The following is a 17,823-nucleotide window of genomic DNA, read 5'->3' on the forward strand; positions in this document are numbered from 1 at the left end:
TGGTGTGACGACAGAGCCTGGGGATCTTCTACGGTTCCTCGGTGGCCGGGCCCTCCTCCTGCGCCCCTGCCCTGGCATCGATCACCGGCTTGATGATCAGGTCGTATACGAGGACGCCCGCGATCCCACCGATCAGCGGGCCGGCAATGGGGATCCACCAGTAGCCGCTGAACCACCCGAATGACCCCGGCAGGGCGATCGAGCCCCATCCCTCGAAATACGTGAACAGCCGGGGCCCGAAATCTCGTGCGGGATTGATGGCGTATCCGGCATTGGTGCCGAATGTCAGACCGATGGCCACGACCACCAGGCCGATGAGGAACGGGTGGAGATTCGACAGGGGAGCCACGTTGCGCAGGTCGATGAGGGAGCAGACGAGCAGCAGGAGAATTCCGGTTCCCACGATCTGGTCGAGCAGAGGACCCCACCAGGAATCACCGAAGTATTCGGCGGGGAATGTGGCGAAGATGGAGTACGTACCCAGCGATTCGTCCCGTGGGAGTCCCGCTTTGGCGTCGGCCGCGTCGATGGCCCACCGGTAGCAGGCATAGACGAGCGCGGCGCCGACGAAGGCTCCGACGACCTGGGACAGCCAGTACGGCAGGACCTTGCGCCAGGGGAAGTCCCTGCGTACGGCGAAGGCAAGGGTCACCGCGGGATTGATGTGGGCGCCGCTGATGCCGCCTGCCACATAGACGCCGAAGACGACGGCGAGACCCCAGCCCCATGCGATGATGAGCCAGTTGGCCGGCCCGAACTCCACGAATTGTCGCCCCGAACCGGGCAGACCGACGACGGCGACAGCCACCGATCCCGCGCCCAGGAGAAGCAGGACGAATGTTCCCAGGAATTCTGCCAGCATCTCACCGCCGAGACCTTCTTTATAACCCCGACGACGCGGTGGAGCTGTAACGCGTTCAGCCATCGAATCTCCTCGGCAGGAATGGCGTGGGCCTTTCCTCCCCCTCACGGCAGCGTAGATCGAACCGGGTGCTCGGGCGCGCGGGGCGGCGTAATTCCTTCCAACAGCCCAATCGCGGGACGCGAAGGCCGTGACCGATCCCATGGCCGGCCCCGTGCCGCGGGCGTGGGCGGAGTCCGCCGGGTTCGCTCCGCCCGGCAGACCGCGTGGAGCGAAGCGCGAGGGTGAGCCCCGCGACCGCTGATCCCGGACCCGGGGCACTGCCGTGGCCGGGGGAGTGCGCCTCGCGGGCGGCATCGCCATGTCCCTCGCCATGTCTCTCGTCATGTCCCGGAAACACGGCCGTTCGCTTTCCTGCCACGCCCCCGCTTACCGTGGAGATCACACGTCCCTCGGCCCGGTCACCGTCGCCCGCGAGCACCCTCCCGACACGTCGACTGGAGCCCCGTGACCCGCCCCGCGCCACCTCCATGGCTCGCCCATGCCCTCCGCGCTCAGCGTGGACCCGTCCCATGGAGCGCGGTCACCCGAGGCGCGCTCGGTGGTGGCCCCCTGCTGCTCGCCGCCGTTCTCGCCGGGCGGCCCACCGTGGGGGTGGTCGCGGCCATCGGTGCCATGTTCGCCGGGATCAACGACCGGCCCGGCAGCCGTCGCGCCTCGGTCGGACGGATCGGCGGGCCCGCGCTCGCGGGAGCGGCCGGGCTGCTCCTCGGGACGTACGCCGGCGATCACCTTTCCGCCGTGCCGCTCACCCTGATGCTGACCGCACTCGGGCTGCTCGCCGGAGCCGTCAGCGCGCCGGGACCGGTGGGCTCCTCCGCCGGTACGCAGTTGCTGGTCGGTGCCGCCGTCGGGGCCGGCATGCCGCTGCCCGAAACGGGATGGCAGCGGGCGCTCGCCTTCCTCGCCGGGGCCGGGTGGCTGCTGCTTCTGCGGCTCGCGATGCCGGGAGCGTCGGCCAGGAACCTCCGGTCCGGCGCCCGGCTCGACTTCCGGCTCGACTTCCGGTTCGACGGCGAGCGGGCCGCCGTCGCCGGGGTGTACGAGGCCATCGCCGCGCTCCTCGACGCCGCCGGTACGGACACCGCCACGGCACGCCGCGCCGCACTCACCGCCACCCTCGACCAGGCGCAGGACGCCCTCGCCGGGCCCCGGCTGCGGCGGTACGCCTCCTCCGCCACGGAACGCCGGCTGCACGCCCGGTACGCCGCCGCCCTCCCGCTCGCCGAGGCCGCGACCGCACTGGCATGGGCGGGGGACCCCGTGCCGGCCCGCGCCTCCGAAGGACCCCGCCGCCTGGCCGTCGCCGTACGCGCCGGCACCCCCACCGGACCGCTGCCCGCCCCCTCCCGGACCGTCCCCGCACTGCGTGCCCTCGACGACGCCCTGCTGCGTGCCGCGGAGGCCTTCGACCGGGGCGAGGGCGGCGACCTGCACAGCCGGAAGCGGTCCCGGGCCGTCCGGCTGAAGACCGTTCTGGGCGCCCGCGGGCGTGAGTACGGCATGCGGGTCGCCCTGAGCTTCGGCGTGAGCGCCGCCCTGGCCCAGGCGCTCCATCACTCCCGCTGGTACGGGCAGCACGAACACTGGTACTGGCTGCCCGCCACCGCCGTCTTCCTCGTCAAGCCGGACCTCGGGCCGCTCGCCTCCCGGGTGCTGTCCCGGGCCGCCGGAACCGTCCTCGGGGCGCTGCTGTTCGCCGGGTTCGCCGCGCTGCTGCCCCGTCCGGAAGGGCTCGTCGCGCTGGTCGTGGTCAGCGGGGCGCTGCTCCCGGTGGCCGCCCGGCACTTCGCGGCGCAGACCGCCGTCGTCACCGTGCTCGTCCTCGCCCTGGTCATGGCCGGCGGCGAACCCCAGGCATCGACCGCCCGCATCGGCGAGACGCTGCTGGCCTGCGCCGTCATCCTGGTCGTCGGCCATCTGCCGATGCCGGGACAGCGCGGCGACGCCATCCGCGCCAGACTCGCCGAAGCGGGCGCCGCCGCACAGACCTACCTCGACCACGTGCTCGGCGCGTCCGGTGACCGCGAGACCCGCTGGGCGCTGCGCCGCGAGGCCTACCGCACCCTCGCGGAAGCCCGTACGGCCATCGCCCTCGCCTCCGCCGAACTGCCCACGCTCGCCCGGCACGCGCACGGCGCCGACGAGATCGCCGCCACCCTCGAACTGTTCGTCGACACCACCACCGCCTGTGCCGTCCACCTTGACGACACCGGCCGGATCGATCCCCGGCATGTGGCACGACTCGCGGGGCTGCGGGACGAACTCACCCGGCGCCACGGCCGTGTGCGGCTCCGGGTGCCGGACCTGCTGACCGCGGGATGACTTCGGCCGGGCCGCCGGGCTCGGGGTGCCGGTCCTGGATCGCCGGGCTCGGGGTGCCGGACCGGCGGGCGACCGGATGGCTTCGGCCGGTCCTGGGTCACCGGGTCCTGGGTCACCGGGTCTTGGGCCACCGGGCTTTGGGCCACCGGGCTTTGGGGGCCGGACCTGGCGGCGACCGGGTGGCTTCGGCCGGGTCCTGGGCCGTGGAGCTTGGGGTGCTGGTCTGGGGGCCGGTCTCAGCCCGCCAGATCCGGGTGCCGGACATGGCGAGGCGTCGGATGGCCTCGGCAGGTCTCGGGTCGCCGGGCCTGGGGCGTCGGTCCGGGTGCCGGGCTCGGGTCGCCGGGCCTGGGGCGTCGGTCCGGGTGCCGGGCTCGGGTCGCCGGTGCCCGGGCAGGGCGGTTGCACCCGGCCGGTCAGGCCACCCGTACCCATACCGGCGCGTGGTCCGATCCCGCCGCCCCACGCCGCTCCGCGGGGTCCGGCCCGACCGACGGCAGTCGCGGCGCCCCCTCGTCCGGCAGCCCCGTACCCGCCTCCGCCACCCGCCGCACCAGACGATGACTGAGCAGCACATGGTCGATCAGCTCCCGGCGTCCGGCATTGACCCGGGAGTAGCGCTGGGCTGCCGGGATGAGCGGGGCCACGTCCCACAGCCGGGCCGCGTCGCCGTTGTCGGGGCGGTCGTAACCCGGCGTGCCGATCTCCGATCCCGGCGGGCCGAGCAGGATCTGTGTGGTCGCCGCCTGCACCTCGTCGTTGAGATCGCCGAGCACCGCCACGTCCCGGTCCCGTCCGTCGCCGTCGAGCAACTCGTCCGCGAGGGCGCGCAGCGTCGCCGCCTCCGCCGCCCGCCGGTACAGGGCGTAGGCGCCGTAACGAGCCCGCTCACCCTCGTCCCGCGGATGGAAGCGGCCGTTCGGATACGACAGCAGCTTCGACTTGAGATGACACACCGCCACCCGCAACGGCCCCTGCTCGCCGGCGACCTCCACGGCGAGGAAGCCCCGGCCCGCCGCACCGGCGGTCGGTCCCGCGTCGTCCGCCTGCACCGGGCGCAGCTTCGCCGGGAACGCCGCGGTGTCTGCGACCACCGTCAGCTCCCTGCGGCTCAGGAAGCCGACCCGTATGCCCCGGCCGTCGGGGTGCTCCGAGAGGGCGATGTGCCAGGCGTCGTCCAGCATCCTGGCCAGGTCTTCCAGTGCGCTGGGGTCGCCGACCTCCTGCACGCCGAGCAGCTCCGGATCGAGCTCCGTGATCACGGCGGCGAGCGCCGCCAGTTTCGACTCGTACGCGGCCTCGTCCCCGGGACCGAAGGGGCCGCCGGGCCGGTAGAGGTTCTCCAGATTCCAGGTGCCGAGGAGCATCGCGGGCCCCTTTCAGCCGTGGGCGGGTTCGTGGTGAGGCCAGGGTGCGTGCCCGGCCCGCCCCGCGACAGAGCCGCGACGGGATGTCACGGCTCGGCTCACCCCCGGTCAGGAACGCGTCGTACGTCGACGTGATGACGCCTTCTGCGGTGGAGAGTCCCGCCGGGCTCATCATCACCGCACGCGCCGTCCGCACGCACGACGATCAAGGACGTGGTCGTGCCACGAGGACCGGGTGCCTCGCGTACCACCGGCGCCACGGTGAGTGCCCGGTCGGCCGATACCACGCGTGCGAGCACCGCTACGGAAGGTGACGGGTTACTCCGTAAAGTCGAGAGCCCGCTCACACTTGGCGGTGAACGGATGTCAACTACGTCTCAGTACCGTCACTGAACGAGGTGTTCACCCCATGGTTGGCGTTTAACTCTACGAGTACAGCGTGACATGGAGGTGGCAGGGTGAACGGGCGAACTGTGCTCGAACGCTTTCCCGCAGGTGGGCCGCGCGGCTCGTGGCCGGCGGAGGAGTTCGCGCATGCGCGGCGCCTGGAGGGCCTGCCCGCCGAGGTTGTCATGGACCTCGCGACCGACATGTTCCTGGTGATCGTCCGCGCGGACGGTGGCGGTGATGTGACGGCGTGAGCGGATGCCGGAGGGCGCCCGTGCCCCGGGGAGCCTGGTGACGGGCTGTTACGCGGTGACCGGGCGGGACCAGGCGGGGGCGGTTCCCGTCAGACGGCAGACGGCCAGATAGAGCGGTATCGGCGGCGTGTAGGGGAGCGTGCCGTCGGGGCGGTGGATCAGACCGGGAAGACCGGGTGCCTCCGCGTCGGGAAGCACTGCGCCGGCCGCGTAGTGCGCGGGGGCGGGCCACTCCAGGGCGTAGTCGGAGTCGGACGGGACCAGCCACCACCAGTGCGCCTCATCGGCGTAGACGCACCCGACCCGGGGCAGCCGGGGCAGCACCAGCGGGCCGAAGCGGGCGGGTACCGCCACGGCGTCACAGCCCATGGGGGCCGTCATGCCCTCGGGGACCTGCAGACGCCGGGAGACGGCTCGGGGGTCCCGTCCGCGCCGGAGGCCGACCAGCGAGTCCAGGGTCAGCACACGGGTGCCGGTCGCGCTCGTCACGCCGGCCCTCCGTCCCGGTGGGCGGCCTCGTCGGTGTCGCCCTCGCCGTCGCCGTTGTCCGGGCCGTCGGATGAACCGGGCTTCGGGCGGGCGCCCCAGCCCAGGTCGTTGCGGGGCTCGGCGGGGTCGCGCGGGGTGTCCGCCTTGTGGGGGAGATCGGCCCAGACCAGCAGCCCGGGACCGTGCTCGTGGGCGCCCCAGGAGTGACACAGGGCGTCGACCAGAAGCAGTCCCCTCCCGTGCTCGTCCTCGGGCCGCTGCCGGATGTTCGCCCGGGGCCTGTCCGGTGCGCAGCCCTCGTCCCGCACGGCTATGCGCACCACGTCGCCGCCGTCGTGCAGCTCGCAGACGATGTGGCTGCTCGCGGTGTGCACGATGGCGTTGGTGACGAGTTCGGAGACGACCAGTTCCGCCGTGTCGCAGGTGTCCTCGCACACCGACCAGCCGGTCAGCCGTGCCCTCGTCAGGCGTCTCGCCTGAGCCGGGGAACCCGGATGGGCGGTCAGTTCGAAACGGAACCGGCGCTCGGCTGCGGCCCCGGAAGGGGCGGGTACCGAGGCGGCGCCGAGGCCGACGGATCCTGCGGCGGCGTCTGTTCCTAAGGGCGCGGACGGAATCACGCTTGCCACTATCGCCCCGCCGTGAACACTTGGCAAGTGTCACTCTGAAAAATGCAGAGTGCTGTGTGACGGTCTGCACGGCCGTGGCACACTGCTCGCAACAGCATCTCGCGCGGCGCCAGTTGGGATCGCCCGAAGCCAGGTTCGAACGAAAGTTCGAATCGTAAGAGTCTTCGAAACGATCTTCGAATGGCGCCGCCGGGCTGTCAGGATTTGTTCGAGGGAGGTGGAGTGTGAGCGAACCCCGGTCCGCGCCGACGGTCGGCCAGGTCGTCCTCGGCCGGCGCCTGCTGGACCTGCGCGAACGCGCGGGACTCAAGCGCGAGGAGGCCGCCCGTGTCCTCCGGGTCGCCCCCGCCACCGTGCGCCGCATGGAGATGGCCGAGGTCGGGCTGAAAATCCCGTATCTCCAGCTCCTGCTGAAGGCGTACGGCGTCTCCGACGACGAGGCCGAGGCCTTCGTGCAACTGGCGGAGGACGCCAACCGCCCCGGCTGGTGGCAGCGCTTCCACGACATCCTGCCCGGCTGGTTCTCGATGTACGTCAGCCTGGAGGGCGCCGCCTCCCTCATCCGCAGTTACGAACCCCATTTCGTCCCCGGAGTGCTCCAGACCGAGGACTACGCGCGCGGCGTGCTGCGCTCCGGTGCCATAGGGCAGACCCGGCCCGAGGACATCGAGCGCCACGTCGACCTGCGCATGCAACGGCAGGAACTGCTCACTCGTGAGGACGCGCCCCGCCTGTGGGTCGTGATGGACGAGACCGTGCTCCGCCGCCAGGTCGGCGGCCCGGAGGTGATGCGAGCCCAGATCGACAAGTTGCTCGAGGCCACGAAGCTGGCCAATGTGACACTGCAGGTCGCGACCTTCGCCGGCGGACCGCACCCCGGTACATACGGGCCGTTCGTGCTGTTCCGATTCGCCGTGCCCGAACTTCCGGACATGGTCTACAGCGAGTACCTGACCGGTGCCGTCTACCTGGACGCGCGCACCGAGGTGGCGACCCACCTCGAAGTCATGGACCGCATGGCGGCGCAGGCCGCCACGGCACATCGCACGAAGGAGATCCTCCGGGATCTCCGCAAGGAGCTGTGAATGGAACTCATGGAGTCCCGTAAATCCCTGTCCCCGTCGCGGGGCCGCACCGAGCGGATCTACAACGGCATGCCCGCGCGGGAGCTGGGCAGCGAGGGCTGGCACAAGCCGTGGAGCGGCGGCAACGGAGGGAACTGCCTGGAGGCGATGAAGCTCGACGACGGCCGGATCGCCGTACGCCAGTCCACCGATCCGGACGGTCCCGCGCTCATCTACACCTCCGCCGAGATGACGGCCTTCATCGAGGGAGCGAAGGCGGGAGAGGCGGATTTCCTGCTGTCCTGAGCCTTGTTGTCCGCTCTACCTTTGCGCTCGTCCCCTTTCCGACGTGGCATCGACTTGATCATTAACGCTTGCAGAGACTTATGGAGTCCGTCATGACCGGGCAGCACCCCGTGGAGATCGACACGAGCAGGCCGCACCCCGCGCGGATGTACGACTGGTACCTCGGAGGCAAGGACAACTACCCGGTCGACGAGGCCATGGGCCGGCAGATGCTGGCGCTCGATCCGCGAGTGCCGGTGATGGCGCGCGTGAACCGTGCGTTCATGCAGCGAGCCACCCGCTGGCTGGCCGGCCAGGGTGTACGTCAGTTCCTCGACATCGGCACCGGTATCCCCACCGAGCCCAACCTGCACCAGGTGGCCCAGAAGATCCAGCCGGACGCCCGCGTCGTGTACTGCGACAACGACCCCATCGTGCTGGCCCACGCGGCGGCGCTGCTGCGGGGCACGGACGCGGGCGTGACCGAGTACCTCCAGGCGGACGTACGTGATCCGGAGGCCATCCTGGAGGGCGCGCGCAAGGTCCTCGACTTCAACGAGCCGGTCGCCCTGTCGCTCATCGCGCTGCTGCACTTCGTTCCCGACGAGGACGGCGCGCACGAGCTGGTGAGGCGGCTGGTGGACGCACTGCCCCCGGGCAGCCACCTCGTCATCACCCACGCGACGTCCGACTTCACTCCCGAGGAGTCGGCGGCGGCAACCGAGAAACTCAGGGCGGCGGGCGTCACCCTCGCCCTGAGGTCCCGAGAGGAGTTCACCCGCTTCTTCGACGGCCTCGACCTGGCCGCCCCCGGTGTCCAGGTCCCCCAGGAGTGGCACCCGGAACTGGGTGAGCCGGTCCCGGGCCAGGGTGACGGCATCATCCCCGGCTACGGAGCGGTGGCCCGCAAACCGTAATTGCCCGCGAGGCGCCCCCGCGCTCGACGGGGGCGCCCTCGCCACCCTCCGGGCCTGCCCCGCCCCCGCGGGCAGCCATGCCCCGGGCACGGGGCAACGTGCCGGCACCGGGGTGTCCCGGAGCCCGCCCCGGCACATGCGCTCAGACGGTCATCGGACGGTCGAAGGGGCCGATCGGAGCCGGCAACCGGGCCTCACCACCGGTCAGATGGCTGTCGACCGACGCCGCCACGGCCCGCCCTTCCGCGATCGCCCACACGATCAACGACTGCCCCCGTGCGGCATCCCCCGCCACGAAGACCCCCGGCACATTCGTGGCGAACCCCGCATCCCGTGCGATGGTGCCACGAGGCTCCGTCTCCAGCCCCAGCCGGGCGATCAGCCCGTCCCCCCGGTCCGGTCCGGAGAACCCGAGCGCCAGCAACACGAAATCCGTACGCAACGACCGCTCCGTTCCCGCCACGGCCCGCCGCCCGGAGTCGACCTCCACCAGATCCAGCCGGCACACCCGGCCTTCCGCGTCCCCGGCGAAGCGCAGCGTCGACGCCGCGAACACCCGGACATCCGCATCCGCCTCCGGCGCCATGCCCAACCCGCCCGCCTCCTCGTGCGCCGGCGTCATCCGGTACAGCTTCGGATAGGTGGGCCAGGGATCCGCGTCCTCGTCCCGCGCGGTACCCGCCCGGGCGTAGATGTCGAGTTGGGTGACCGACGCCGCGCCCTCCCGCACGACCGTCCCCAGACAGTCCGCACCGGTGTCACCACCCCCGACGATGACCACATGCCGGCCCGCCGCCGACAACGGCGACGACTCCAGGTCCCCCTCGCACACCCGGTTGGCCAGCGGCAGATACTCCATCGCCTGGTGAATCCCCGCCAGTTCACGGCCCGGCACGGGCAGTTCACGCCAGGCGGTGGCCCCCGTCGCGACCACCATCGCGTCGTACCGGGCCTGCAGTTCCGCCGCGTCCACATCCCGCCCGACCGTCGTGGACGTACGGAACTTCGTCCCCTCCGCCCGCATCTGCGCGAGGCGCCGTTCCAGATGACGCTTCTCCATCTTGAACTCGGGGATGCCGTATCGCATCAGCCCGCCGAGGCGGTCGTCCCGCTCGTACACGGCGACGGTGTGACCCGCCCGGGTCAGCTGCTGAGCGGCGGCCAGGCCGGTGGGGCCCGAGCCGATGACCGCGACCGTCCGGTCCGAGAGCCGGTCCGGCGGAGCCGGCGGAGCGAAGCCCTCCTCCCACGCCCGGTCGGCGACGGCGCACTCGACGTTCTTGATGGTGACCGCCGGCTGGTTGATGGCGAGCACACAGCCCGCCTCGCACGGCGCGGGACACAACCGCCCGGTGAACTCGGGAAAGTTGTTGGTGGCGTGCAGCCGCTCCGCCGCCGCCCGCCAGTCCTCCCGGGACACCAGCTCGTTCCACTCGGGGATGAGATTGCCCAGCGGACAGGCCTCGTGACAGAACGGGACACCGCAGTCCATGCACCGGTCGGCCTGCCGGCCGATGATGGGCAGCAACGCACCGGGAACGACGACCTCGTCCCAGTCACGAACCCGTTCCGCCACCGGCCTGCGCGGCCACTCCTCGCGGGGTGTGGTCAGGAAACCCTTGGGATCGGCCATGGCCGTCTTCCTCGTGTCCGCGGGTGACAGACCGTGCGGCGTCGGACACCACGTCGTCGGACGACACTCCTCCGGCCACGATACGTCCGCCCGGCCCCGCCCGCAGAGCGCCCCGACATCGTCCGGCCGCCCCTGCCGCGCCGCCGGCCCGTCACCCGGTGAGGGCCAGCACGTACGCCAGCGCCGCCCCGCCCGAGGCGAGCGTGCGCACGTGGTTCCACCTGGTCCACTCGCGCACGAAGACCGGCCAGTACGCGGCCGCCTCGGGGCTCCCCGGTTCCAGCCGGGCCAGCGCATCGTTGCGCGGTATGTGCGCGATCACGGTCAGCCCGAACGACCCCAGGAGATACAGCGCACCGCCCACCGTCAGCTCGACCGCCCCCTCCTCCGGCCGGCGCACGAACGTCACCACCGTGAGCACCGCGCACAACACGGCCGAGCACAGGAACACCAGCATGAAGCCCGGCCGCACCGCCGCCGCGTTCACCGCCTGCATCGCCGCCACGCCCCGCGCGGGCGGCAGCGCCGCGAGCCCTCTCATCACGAAGGCCGAAAAGGCGCAGAAGGCACCCGCCACCAGCCCGGTCCCGAGCACGCCCAGCACCGTCAGCACGAAGTACGGTCCATCGATCATGTCCTCACCCCCGTCTCCCGGCCGGGACCCTGCCCGGCCGACCCACCACCAGTGAACGCGTGGCCCGCACGCCCGGCCATGGCCGGGCGACGCCGACGCATACGCGAGCGTCCAGCACCGCTGTGGTGAACGCCCCGTTCGCCACCCCGCGGAACCCGGCCGGTCCTGCGACCACCGTCTCCGCACCCTCCCCACCGCCGCGTCTGTCCTGCGGTACCCGCTCATCAGCAGGCGGCCGCGGGTGGGCGGGGGCCTCCTCCCTGATTCCCTGCCTTCACCGGCCCCGAGCCGCGCCCCGGACACCGGGCGGCGCATCATGGCCGTGTGCGACTCGAAGCGATCACCTGGGACCGGCTCGGCGACCTCCTCGCCGACCGCCTGCTGGAGCTGAAGACGGCCGACGGCGGACCCTGGCCCCGGGTGGCCCTCGACGGCGCCCCGGCCGCTCGCCCGGGAGACCTCGCCGAGCGGGTCGCCGAGGCGCTGCGGATACGCGGCCGTCCCTCCCTGGTCGTGGGCACCGAGGGCTTTCTGCGCCCGGCCTCGGTCCGGCTCGAGTACGGCCACCAGGACGAGGAGTCCTACTACAACGGCTGGTACGACACCGGAGCCCTGTGGCGCGAGGTGTTCGGACGCCTCGAACCGGGCGGGAGCGGACGGGTCCTGCCCGATCTCCGGGACCCCGTCACGGACCGGGCCACCCGCAGTCCCTACACCGAACTACCGCCCGGTGGTGTGCTGTTGCTGCACGGCCCCCTCCTTCTGCGCCACTGGTTCCCCTTCGATCTGAGCGTCCATGTCCTCCTCTCCCCGGGAGCCCTGCGCCGTCGTACCCCCGAGGCCGACCACTGGATGCTCCCGGCCTTCGCGCGCTACGAGCAGGAGACCGACCCGGCCCGCACGGCCGACGTACTGGTGCGGGCCGACGATCCCCGCCATCCGGCCTGGCGCGGCTGACCTCCGCCGGCAGGGTGGCTCCTCCCGGCTCTCCCCGCTGTGCCCGGCCTCGTCCCGCTCCGGGTGCCGTCCGCGGAAGGCGCGACGAGAATGAGGGACGTCGGGACTCGCGGTGCGACCCGCGCCGCGCCGGCCGTCCGGAAACAGGAGGTACTCCATGACCACCGCCTCAGACATCATGCACCGCGGCGCCCAGTGGATCCCCGCTCACGAAACCCTCGACCGTGCCGCCCAGTTGATGCGCGACCTGAACGTCGGCGCGCTGCCCATCAGCGACGAGAACGAGCGGCTCTGCGGCATCCTGACCGACCGCGACATCGTCGTCGGTTGCGTGGCGATGGGCCACGATCCCGCCCAGGTCACCGCCGGCGAGATGGCCAAGGGCACCCCGCGCTGGATCGAGGCGGATGCCGGTGTCGACGACGTCCTGCGGGAGATGCGGACCCACCAGATCCGCAGGCTCCCCGTCATCGACAACAAGCGCCTCGTCGGCATGATCAGCGAAGCCGATCTCGCCCAGCACCTGACGGAGAGCCAGATCGCCACCTGGGCCGAGAGCGTCTACGCCAGGTCCGCCACGGGCTGACCCGCCCCGGACCACGGCGCACCGCACCAGTCACACCGTCTCACACCGTCGATATCAGTCCGCTCACCATCAGGCCCCCTCACGTCCCCTCGCGCGGCTTCCTCACGCGGTGGTCCTTCCTCGCGCCGCATCGGCAGTCTGCCAGTCCGCCGGGAAACGCGGGCGGGCCTGTGGACAACGCCTGCCCCGCTCCGTTCCCGCCTGTGGACAACGGGGGTGTGCCCCGGCGAGGGCCGCGCGTCAGGCGCGTGCCGGCGGGCGGCCACCGGTCCGCTCCACCGCCAGCGCGCCCGCCCCGCAGCCCTCGGCCGCCGCCTGCTCCGGGTCGGCGCCCGTGAGCAGGGCCGCGAGGAACGCGCCGGTGAAGGCATCGCCGGCGCCCGTGGTGTCGTGGGGCGTCGCCGGCACGGCGGGGACGCGGGCGTACACCTCGCCGGACCGCGCCAGCAGGGCGCCCCGCGCCCCCTGCTTGACCACCACCAGCGGAACATGGCGGCTCAGCCCCGCCGCGGCGTCCGCGGCATCGGACGCCCCGGTCAGCAGGCACGCCTCGTCACGGCTGGGCAGCAGCACGTCCACCCCTTCGACGAGGGCCGGGAAGCGGTCGGTGCCCAGCGTGACGAGGAACCCGGCCGACGCCGGGTCCAGGCTCACCGGCACCCCCCGCGCACGCGCCGCCCTCAACGCGACCGCGACGAAGGCGCGGCTCGGCTCGGTGAACAGCAGATAGCCCGACAGATGCAGTCGCGCCACACCGTCCAGCAGTGTGTCCGACCAGTCGCCGGGACCGAGCCGCAGCGACGCGCCGCTGTCGGTGAGGAAGGTCCGCTCGGCCGCCGCACCGTCGTCCACCAGGCAGATCACCGTCCCCGTCGGCGCCTGTCCGTCCACGACGAGCAGGGGGCGGACCCCACTGGCGGCCAGCTCCCTCTCGTGCCAGGCCGCCGAGTCCGAGCCCACCCGCCCCAGCAGACGCACCTCGACGCCGCCCCGGCGCGCCGCCCAGCAGGCCACATTGGCGCCCGCGCCACCCGGCACCGTCCGGATCACCGCCGGCGTGTCCGTTCCCGAGGCGAGCGGGCCCCGGTGCCGGGCCACCACATCCGTGATCACATCGCCGACGACCAGCAGCGCCCCCTCCCGCACGGTCCCGTCACTCCCCGGCGGCCCAGGCCGACGCGACGCGTGCCGCCAGGCGTACGTTGCCCCGGACCGCGGCCAGGTTCGCGGCGAGCGAGGCGCCGTCGGTGCCACGGACCAGATGACCGAGCAGGAAGGGGGTGACCCCCTGCCCCGTCACCCCTTCCGCCTCGCATGCGCGCAGCGCCTCGTCGAGCACCCGCGCGTGCACCCCGGGATCCAGCTGCTCGTCCTCGGGAACGGGGTTGGCCACGATCAGCGCCGACTCCGGCCCGCCGAGCGCACTCTGGGCCCGCATGACCCCCGCCACCTGCTCCGGGGTGTCCAGCCGCCAGTCCACGGGGTGACCCGAGTCGGACAGATAGAAGCCGGGGAAGCGGTCCGTGCCGTACCCCGCGACCGCCACCCCCAGGGTCTCCAGCCGTTGCAGGGTCGCCGGTACGTCCAGGATCGACTTCACCCCCGCGCACACCACGGTGATGCGCGTCCGCGCCAGCAGACCCAGGTCCGCCGACTCGTCCTGGGTCACCGTCCACTCCCGGTGCACACCGCCGAGCCCTCCGGTGGCGAACACCCGTATCCCCGCTCGCGCCGCGAGCAGGGCCGTGGCGGACACCGTGGTCGCCCCGCTCGCCCCGGTGGCCACCGCGAGAGGCAGATCACGATGGCCCAGCTTGCGGATGCCGTCCTCGTTCGCGACCCGCTCCAGCTGCTCCTTGTCCAGACCGACCCGAGGACGACCGTCCAGCACGGCGATGGTCGCCGGGACCGCGCCCTCCTGCCGTACGGCCGCCTCCAGTTCCAGAGCCACCCGGAGATTGCGCGGCCGGGGCAGCCCATGCGCGATGATCGTGGACTCGAGGGCCACCACCGGCCGGCCGGCGGCGATCGCCTCCCGCACCTCTTCGGACACCGTGAGCACCACGCGCCTGCCTCCTGTCTGCCGCCTCTCCCTCATCTCTGGCGGGCCACGCCCCGGGCCAAACCCCTTGCGTGCCCCGACACCGATCACGGAGGCTGGCAGACATGACGGACCAGACGACTCGTCTCGACCACATCGTCCTGTGGGTGCGTGACCCCATCGCGGCCGCCGGCTTCTACGACAAGGCGGTGGGCCTGGAGCCCGTCCGGCTCACCGAATACTCCGCGGGCGAGGCACCCTTTCCCTCGGTGCGGGTCAACGAGGAGACGATTCTCGACCTCATGCCACTGACCATGGCGGAACGCATGACGATGCTTCCCGGCGCCGCGGAAAGCTCGGGCCACCCCGTCAACCACGTCTGCCTGTCCCTGCCGGCCGACCGCTTCGACGCCCTCCGCAGCCGGCTGGAGGAGCAGTCCGTACAGGTGACGGACCTCTCGTACGACTCCTTCGGGGCCCGCGGACAGGCCCGGCGCAGCTTCTACTTCCGCGACCCGGACGGCAATGTGTTCGAGGCGCGGCACTACGACTGACCGGCCGGTGGCGCCCGGTGCTCCCGCGCCGTCAGAACAGCGGCTCGGGCAGTACACCCTCCAGGGCGAGCAGCCGGCGCTTGGTCTCCAGCCCGCCGCCGAAGCCGCCGATGCCCCCGTCGCGTTCCACGACCCGGTGGCAGGGCACGACCACCGGCAAGGGGTTGGCGCCCATGGCCGCCCCCACCGCCTGTGCGCCGCCCGGCTGCCCCACCCGTCCGGCCAGATCGCCGTACCCGACGACCGTGCCGAACGGCACACCGGCGGCCAGCTCCCGCAGCACCTCGCGGGGGAAGCCGGATATCAGCGACCAGTCCAGTGGCAGCTCGAAGGACTGCCGCTCACCCGCGAAGTACGCCTCCACCTGGCGCATCGCCTCATCCAGCAGCACGGAGCCGGACTCCTCGGCCGGCACACTGCCCCGCTCGGCCGGTTCGGTGCCGAGCCGGGACGCCAGCCGCTCCAGGGCTCTGTCGCGCACCTCCTCCGTGGCGTGGAACACGACGTTGACCAGGCCCTCGCGGGTCGTGGCCAGCAGCAGCGGGCCGATGCCGGTGCCTACGACGGCCCACACGACCCGTTGCCTGTCCTGCCCATGGCTGTTCATGCGCCCCACCGTACGACCCGCCGCTGACAATGCCGGGCGGACGCCGGTGCCCCGGAGGGACGATCAGCCGCCCACCGCGTCCCGCACCACGTCGGGCGTGTTGGTGATGATCCCGTCCACCCCGAACCCGGCCACCCGGCGGGCCGCCGCCGCGTCGTTCACGGTCCAGGTGAGCACCTCCATCGGCTGTCCGTGCGGCCCCCGGAAGCCGTGTATGGCGGCGACGTAGGGGGTGGACAGCGAGCCGTGCGAGGGGTTGATCTGATCGGTGAAGGTCGCGTACGAGGGCAGGTCCGCGACGGGCGGCGTTCCGAGGAACCCGGTCTTCACGGCGGGCTTCAGATCATGGACCGTACGCACGCTGTCCGCGCTGAAGCTCTGCACGACCAGCCGGTTCCGCACATGCCGGTCGTCGAGCCACCCCTCGTTGCTCAGGACCTCGAGCGTCTCGCCTTCGATGCCCGGATAGAGCTGTGGGTTCTTGAGCTCCAGCAGCAGCTTCTGGTCGTTCCGCTCCACGCGGTGCACGAACTGCTCAAGTGTGGGAACGCGCGCGCCCGCGTACGCGGGGTCGAACCAGCTGCCCGCGTCCAGCCGGGCGATCTCCGCCGCGGTGAAGTCCTTCACCTTCCACGGAGCCCGGTCGGGGTAGACCTCCTCGACGTCGGTGGTGCGCTGCAGGCTGTCGTCGTGGAGGACGACGAGTTCTCCGTCCCTGGTGCGCTGGACGTCGTTCTCCACCCACTCGGCACCGAGCGCGGCGGCCTTGTCGACGGCGGCGAGCGTGTTCTCGGGCGCGTAGGCGGAAGCGCCCCGGTGGGCGACGATCACGGGGTGGGCGGTGCCGTGGTCGACGATCACGGGGCGGGGGATGCCGGCGTCGGCGATCACGGGCCGGGGACCGCCGTGGTCGGCGGCCCGCGCGGGGGTGAACGGGAGCAGGAAGGCGGCTGCTCCCAGGAGCGCGGTGGTCGAGGCGGCGACGGCGCGTGCATGCATGCGTACTCCTCGCGTCGAACGATCACGGTCAGCTCAACTCTGACAGCAGAGGGTCAATACGAGACGGGCGCGGGATGGCCATGAATTGAACGAAGTTGCCCGAAGTCCGCACACCGGTGCCACACACCTGGGGCAAGGACGTGTTTGTTTACTGGAAAGTCGTTCGACCATTCCGGTGGGGGTCATACTCTCTGCGGCAACCCGGGACGCCGTCGCGGATCTGGGAGGGGGCTGACATCGGGATATCGCGAGACCAACCGGGCGGAAGGGCAGCCGCGCATGCAAGGCACGGTCGACGGATTCAGTTACGGCCTGGTCACACCGCTGGTGGCCTTTCTCATGGCCTGCCTCGGCGGCGCACTGGGTCTGCGCTGCACCACCAGATCCAGGTCGGCGTCCCGGCGCCGGCGGGCCGGCTGGCTCACCCTGGGATCCGTCGCCATCGGTTCCGGCATATGGACGATGCACTTCATCGGCATGATGGGCTTCGCGATCAAGGGCACCCCGATCCACTACGACCGCGCCCTGACGTTCGCGAGCCTCGCCGTCGGCATCGTCATGGTCGGCACCGGGATCTTCATCGTCGGCTACCGGGGCGCCTCCGGAACGGCCCTGTTCACCGGGGGCACTGTCACCGGTCTCGGCATCGCCTCGATGCACTACCTCGGCATGGCCGGCATGACTCTCGACGGAACGCTGGAGTACCACACCGGCCTGGTCGCCGTCTCCGTGGTCATCGCCATGGCCGCCGCCAGTGCCGCCCTGTGGGCGGCCGGACAGGACAGGGGCTTCCAGTGGAGCGTGGGCGCCAGTCTCGTCATGGGGCTCGCGGTCACCGGAATGCACTACACCGGCATGGCAGCGCTCGACGTCCACGTCCACGGCACGGCCACCCCCGCACAGGGAGAATCCGCCGCCGCGCTGCTCGGACCCCTGATGGTCGGTCCGCTCTCCTTCCTCGTCCTCGCGGGCATCGTGGTGATCCTCGACCCACTGATGGTCACCGGCGGGTCCGGCAGGCCCCCCGCCGAGCACAGGCCCGGCATTCCCGCCCACCCTCCGGCCCACCATCCTCCGGCGCGCGCACGCCTGCGGCTGCGCGGACCCGTCGAGCACCGCTCCCGGACCCCGCAGCGCCACTGATCCGGACCCGTTGTCAGTGCGGGGTCGTAC

The 17,823-nt window shown here is 72.0% G+C and carries 19 protein-coding genes; 9 read left to right on the plus strand and 10 right to left on the minus strand.

Going from position 1 to position 17,823, the window contains the following annotated elements; translation table 11 throughout:
• Window positions 1-28: 28 nt before the first annotated feature.
• Window positions 29-862: an MIP/aquaporin family protein gene (locus ACIF9R_RS04935; RefSeq protein WP_399974438.1), complete on the minus strand. Its 834-nt coding sequence runs from the start codon at window positions 860-862 to the stop codon at window positions 29-31.
• Window positions 863-1,369: 507 nt separating this feature from the next.
• Between ACIF9R_RS04935 and ACIF9R_RS04940 the strand changes: the two genes are divergently transcribed.
• A complete protein-coding gene (locus ACIF9R_RS04940; protein WP_399974441.1) occupies window positions 1,370-3,247 on the plus strand; it encodes an FUSC family protein in 1,878 nt (625 codons plus the stop codon).
• A 416-nt stretch (window positions 3,248-3,663) separates the two neighbouring features.
• Here the strand turns inward: ACIF9R_RS04940 and ACIF9R_RS04945 are convergent, their stop codons facing one another.
• The gene (locus ACIF9R_RS04945) at window positions 3,664-4,614 is read right to left on the minus strand and encodes an endonuclease/exonuclease/phosphatase family protein (RefSeq protein ID WP_399974444.1); all 951 of its coding nucleotides are present in this window, start codon (window positions 4,612-4,614) and stop codon (window positions 3,664-3,666) included.
• A gap of 458 nt (window positions 4,615-5,072) precedes the next feature.
• Between ACIF9R_RS04945 and ACIF9R_RS04950 the strand changes: the two genes are divergently transcribed.
• On the plus strand, window positions 5,073-5,255 hold the full coding sequence (locus ACIF9R_RS04950) for a hypothetical protein (protein ID WP_399974447.1): 183 nt from the start codon (window positions 5,073-5,075) through the stop codon (window positions 5,253-5,255).
• A gap of 48 nt (window positions 5,256-5,303) precedes the next feature.
• Here ACIF9R_RS04950 and ACIF9R_RS04955 read toward each other — a convergent pair whose 3' ends face one another.
• Entirely contained in the window at window positions 5,304-5,744 is a 441-nt protein-coding gene (locus ACIF9R_RS04955) for a hypothetical protein (protein ID WP_399974450.1), read from the minus strand.
• Window positions 5,741-6,373: an ATP-binding protein gene (locus ACIF9R_RS04960; RefSeq protein ID WP_399974453.1), complete on the minus strand. Its 633-nt coding sequence runs from the start codon at window positions 6,371-6,373 to the stop codon at window positions 5,741-5,743. Before ACIF9R_RS04960 ends, ACIF9R_RS04955 begins: the two co-directional genes overlap by 4 nt.
• 224 nt (window positions 6,374-6,597) lie before the next feature.
• On the opposite strand from ACIF9R_RS04960, the gene ACIF9R_RS04965 reads away from it, so the two are divergent.
• The 3 genes from ACIF9R_RS04965 (at window position 6,598) to ACIF9R_RS04975 (ending at window position 8,639) form a co-directional block, all read left to right on the plus strand.
• Window positions 6,598-7,458 (plus strand): helix-turn-helix domain-containing protein, encoded by an 861-nt coding sequence (locus ACIF9R_RS04965; RefSeq protein WP_399974455.1) that lies wholly within the window; start codon window positions 6,598-6,600, stop codon window positions 7,456-7,458.
• Window positions 7,459-7,743 carry a DUF397 domain-containing protein gene (locus ACIF9R_RS04970; protein ID WP_399974458.1) on the plus strand — a complete coding sequence of 95 codons (285 nt, stop codon included), beginning with the start codon at window positions 7,459-7,461 and terminating at the stop codon, window positions 7,741-7,743.
• A gap of 92 nt (window positions 7,744-7,835) precedes the next feature.
• Window positions 7,836-8,639 (plus strand): SAM-dependent methyltransferase, encoded by an 804-nt coding sequence (locus ACIF9R_RS04975; RefSeq protein WP_399974460.1) that lies wholly within the window; start codon window positions 7,836-7,838, stop codon window positions 8,637-8,639.
• Window positions 8,640-8,781: 142 nt separating this feature from the next.
• Here the strand turns inward: ACIF9R_RS04975 and ACIF9R_RS04980 are convergent, their stop codons facing one another.
• Both ACIF9R_RS04980 and ACIF9R_RS04985 read right to left on the minus strand, forming a co-directional pair.
• Entirely contained in the window at window positions 8,782-10,272 is a 1,491-nt protein-coding gene (locus ACIF9R_RS04980) for a glutamate synthase subunit beta (RefSeq protein ID WP_399974462.1), read from the minus strand.
• A 151-nt stretch (window positions 10,273-10,423) separates the two neighbouring features.
• Window positions 10,424-10,906, minus strand: coding sequence for a DUF1772 domain-containing protein (locus ACIF9R_RS04985; RefSeq protein WP_399974464.1), 483 nt, complete (start codon window positions 10,904-10,906; stop codon window positions 10,424-10,426).
• Window positions 10,907-11,230: 324 nt separating this feature from the next.
• Between ACIF9R_RS04985 and ACIF9R_RS04990 the strand changes: the two genes are divergently transcribed.
• Together ACIF9R_RS04990 and ACIF9R_RS04995 are read left to right on the plus strand one after the other, a co-directional pair.
• On the plus strand, window positions 11,231-11,863 hold the full coding sequence (locus tag ACIF9R_RS04990) for a uridine kinase (RefSeq protein WP_399974467.1): 633 nt from the start codon (window positions 11,231-11,233) through the stop codon (window positions 11,861-11,863).
• 157 nt (window positions 11,864-12,020) lie between these two features.
• Window positions 12,021-12,449 (plus strand): CBS domain-containing protein, encoded by a 429-nt coding sequence (locus tag ACIF9R_RS04995; protein WP_399974469.1) that lies wholly within the window; start codon window positions 12,021-12,023, stop codon window positions 12,447-12,449.
• A 240-nt stretch (window positions 12,450-12,689) separates the two neighbouring features.
• Here ACIF9R_RS04995 and ACIF9R_RS05000 read toward each other — a convergent pair whose 3' ends face one another.
• Window positions 12,690-13,595, minus strand: coding sequence for a carbohydrate kinase family protein (locus ACIF9R_RS05000; RefSeq protein ID WP_399974471.1), 906 nt, complete (start codon window positions 13,593-13,595; stop codon window positions 12,690-12,692).
• A gap of 7 nt (window positions 13,596-13,602) precedes the next feature.
• Window positions 13,603-14,514, minus strand: coding sequence for a pseudouridine-5'-phosphate glycosidase (locus ACIF9R_RS05005; RefSeq protein WP_399974474.1), 912 nt, complete (start codon window positions 14,512-14,514; stop codon window positions 13,603-13,605).
• Window positions 14,515-14,615: 101 nt separating this feature from the next.
• Between ACIF9R_RS05005 and ACIF9R_RS05010 the strand changes: the two genes are divergently transcribed.
• Complete coding sequence (locus ACIF9R_RS05010; RefSeq protein ID WP_399974476.1) at window positions 14,616-15,044, plus strand: VOC family protein; 429 nt, start codon at window positions 14,616-14,618, stop codon at window positions 15,042-15,044.
• A 31-nt stretch (window positions 15,045-15,075) separates the two neighbouring features.
• Here the strand turns inward: ACIF9R_RS05010 and ACIF9R_RS05015 are convergent, their stop codons facing one another.
• Window positions 15,076-15,651 carry a methylated-DNA--[protein]-cysteine S-methyltransferase gene (locus ACIF9R_RS05015; protein ID WP_399974479.1) on the minus strand — a complete coding sequence of 192 codons (576 nt, stop codon included), beginning with the start codon at window positions 15,649-15,651 and terminating at the stop codon, window positions 15,076-15,078.
• Between the two features lie 63 nt (window positions 15,652-15,714).
• Window positions 15,715-16,650, minus strand: a complete 936-nt coding sequence (locus ACIF9R_RS05020) for a glycerophosphodiester phosphodiesterase (RefSeq protein WP_399974481.1) — start codon at window positions 16,648-16,650, stop codon at window positions 15,715-15,717.
• A gap of 279 nt (window positions 16,651-16,929) precedes the next feature.
• Between ACIF9R_RS05020 and ACIF9R_RS05025 the strand changes: the two genes are divergently transcribed.
• Window positions 16,930-17,793: an MHYT domain-containing protein gene (locus ACIF9R_RS05025; protein WP_399974483.1), complete on the plus strand. Its 864-nt coding sequence runs from the start codon at window positions 16,930-16,932 to the stop codon at window positions 17,791-17,793.
• Window positions 17,794-17,823 lie beyond the last annotated feature (30 nt).

Origin of the sequence: Streptomyces sp. NPDC086080, assembly GCF_044540255.1 — a bacterium.
Classification (GTDB): domain Bacteria; phylum Actinomycetota; class Actinomycetes; order Streptomycetales; family Streptomycetaceae; genus Streptomyces.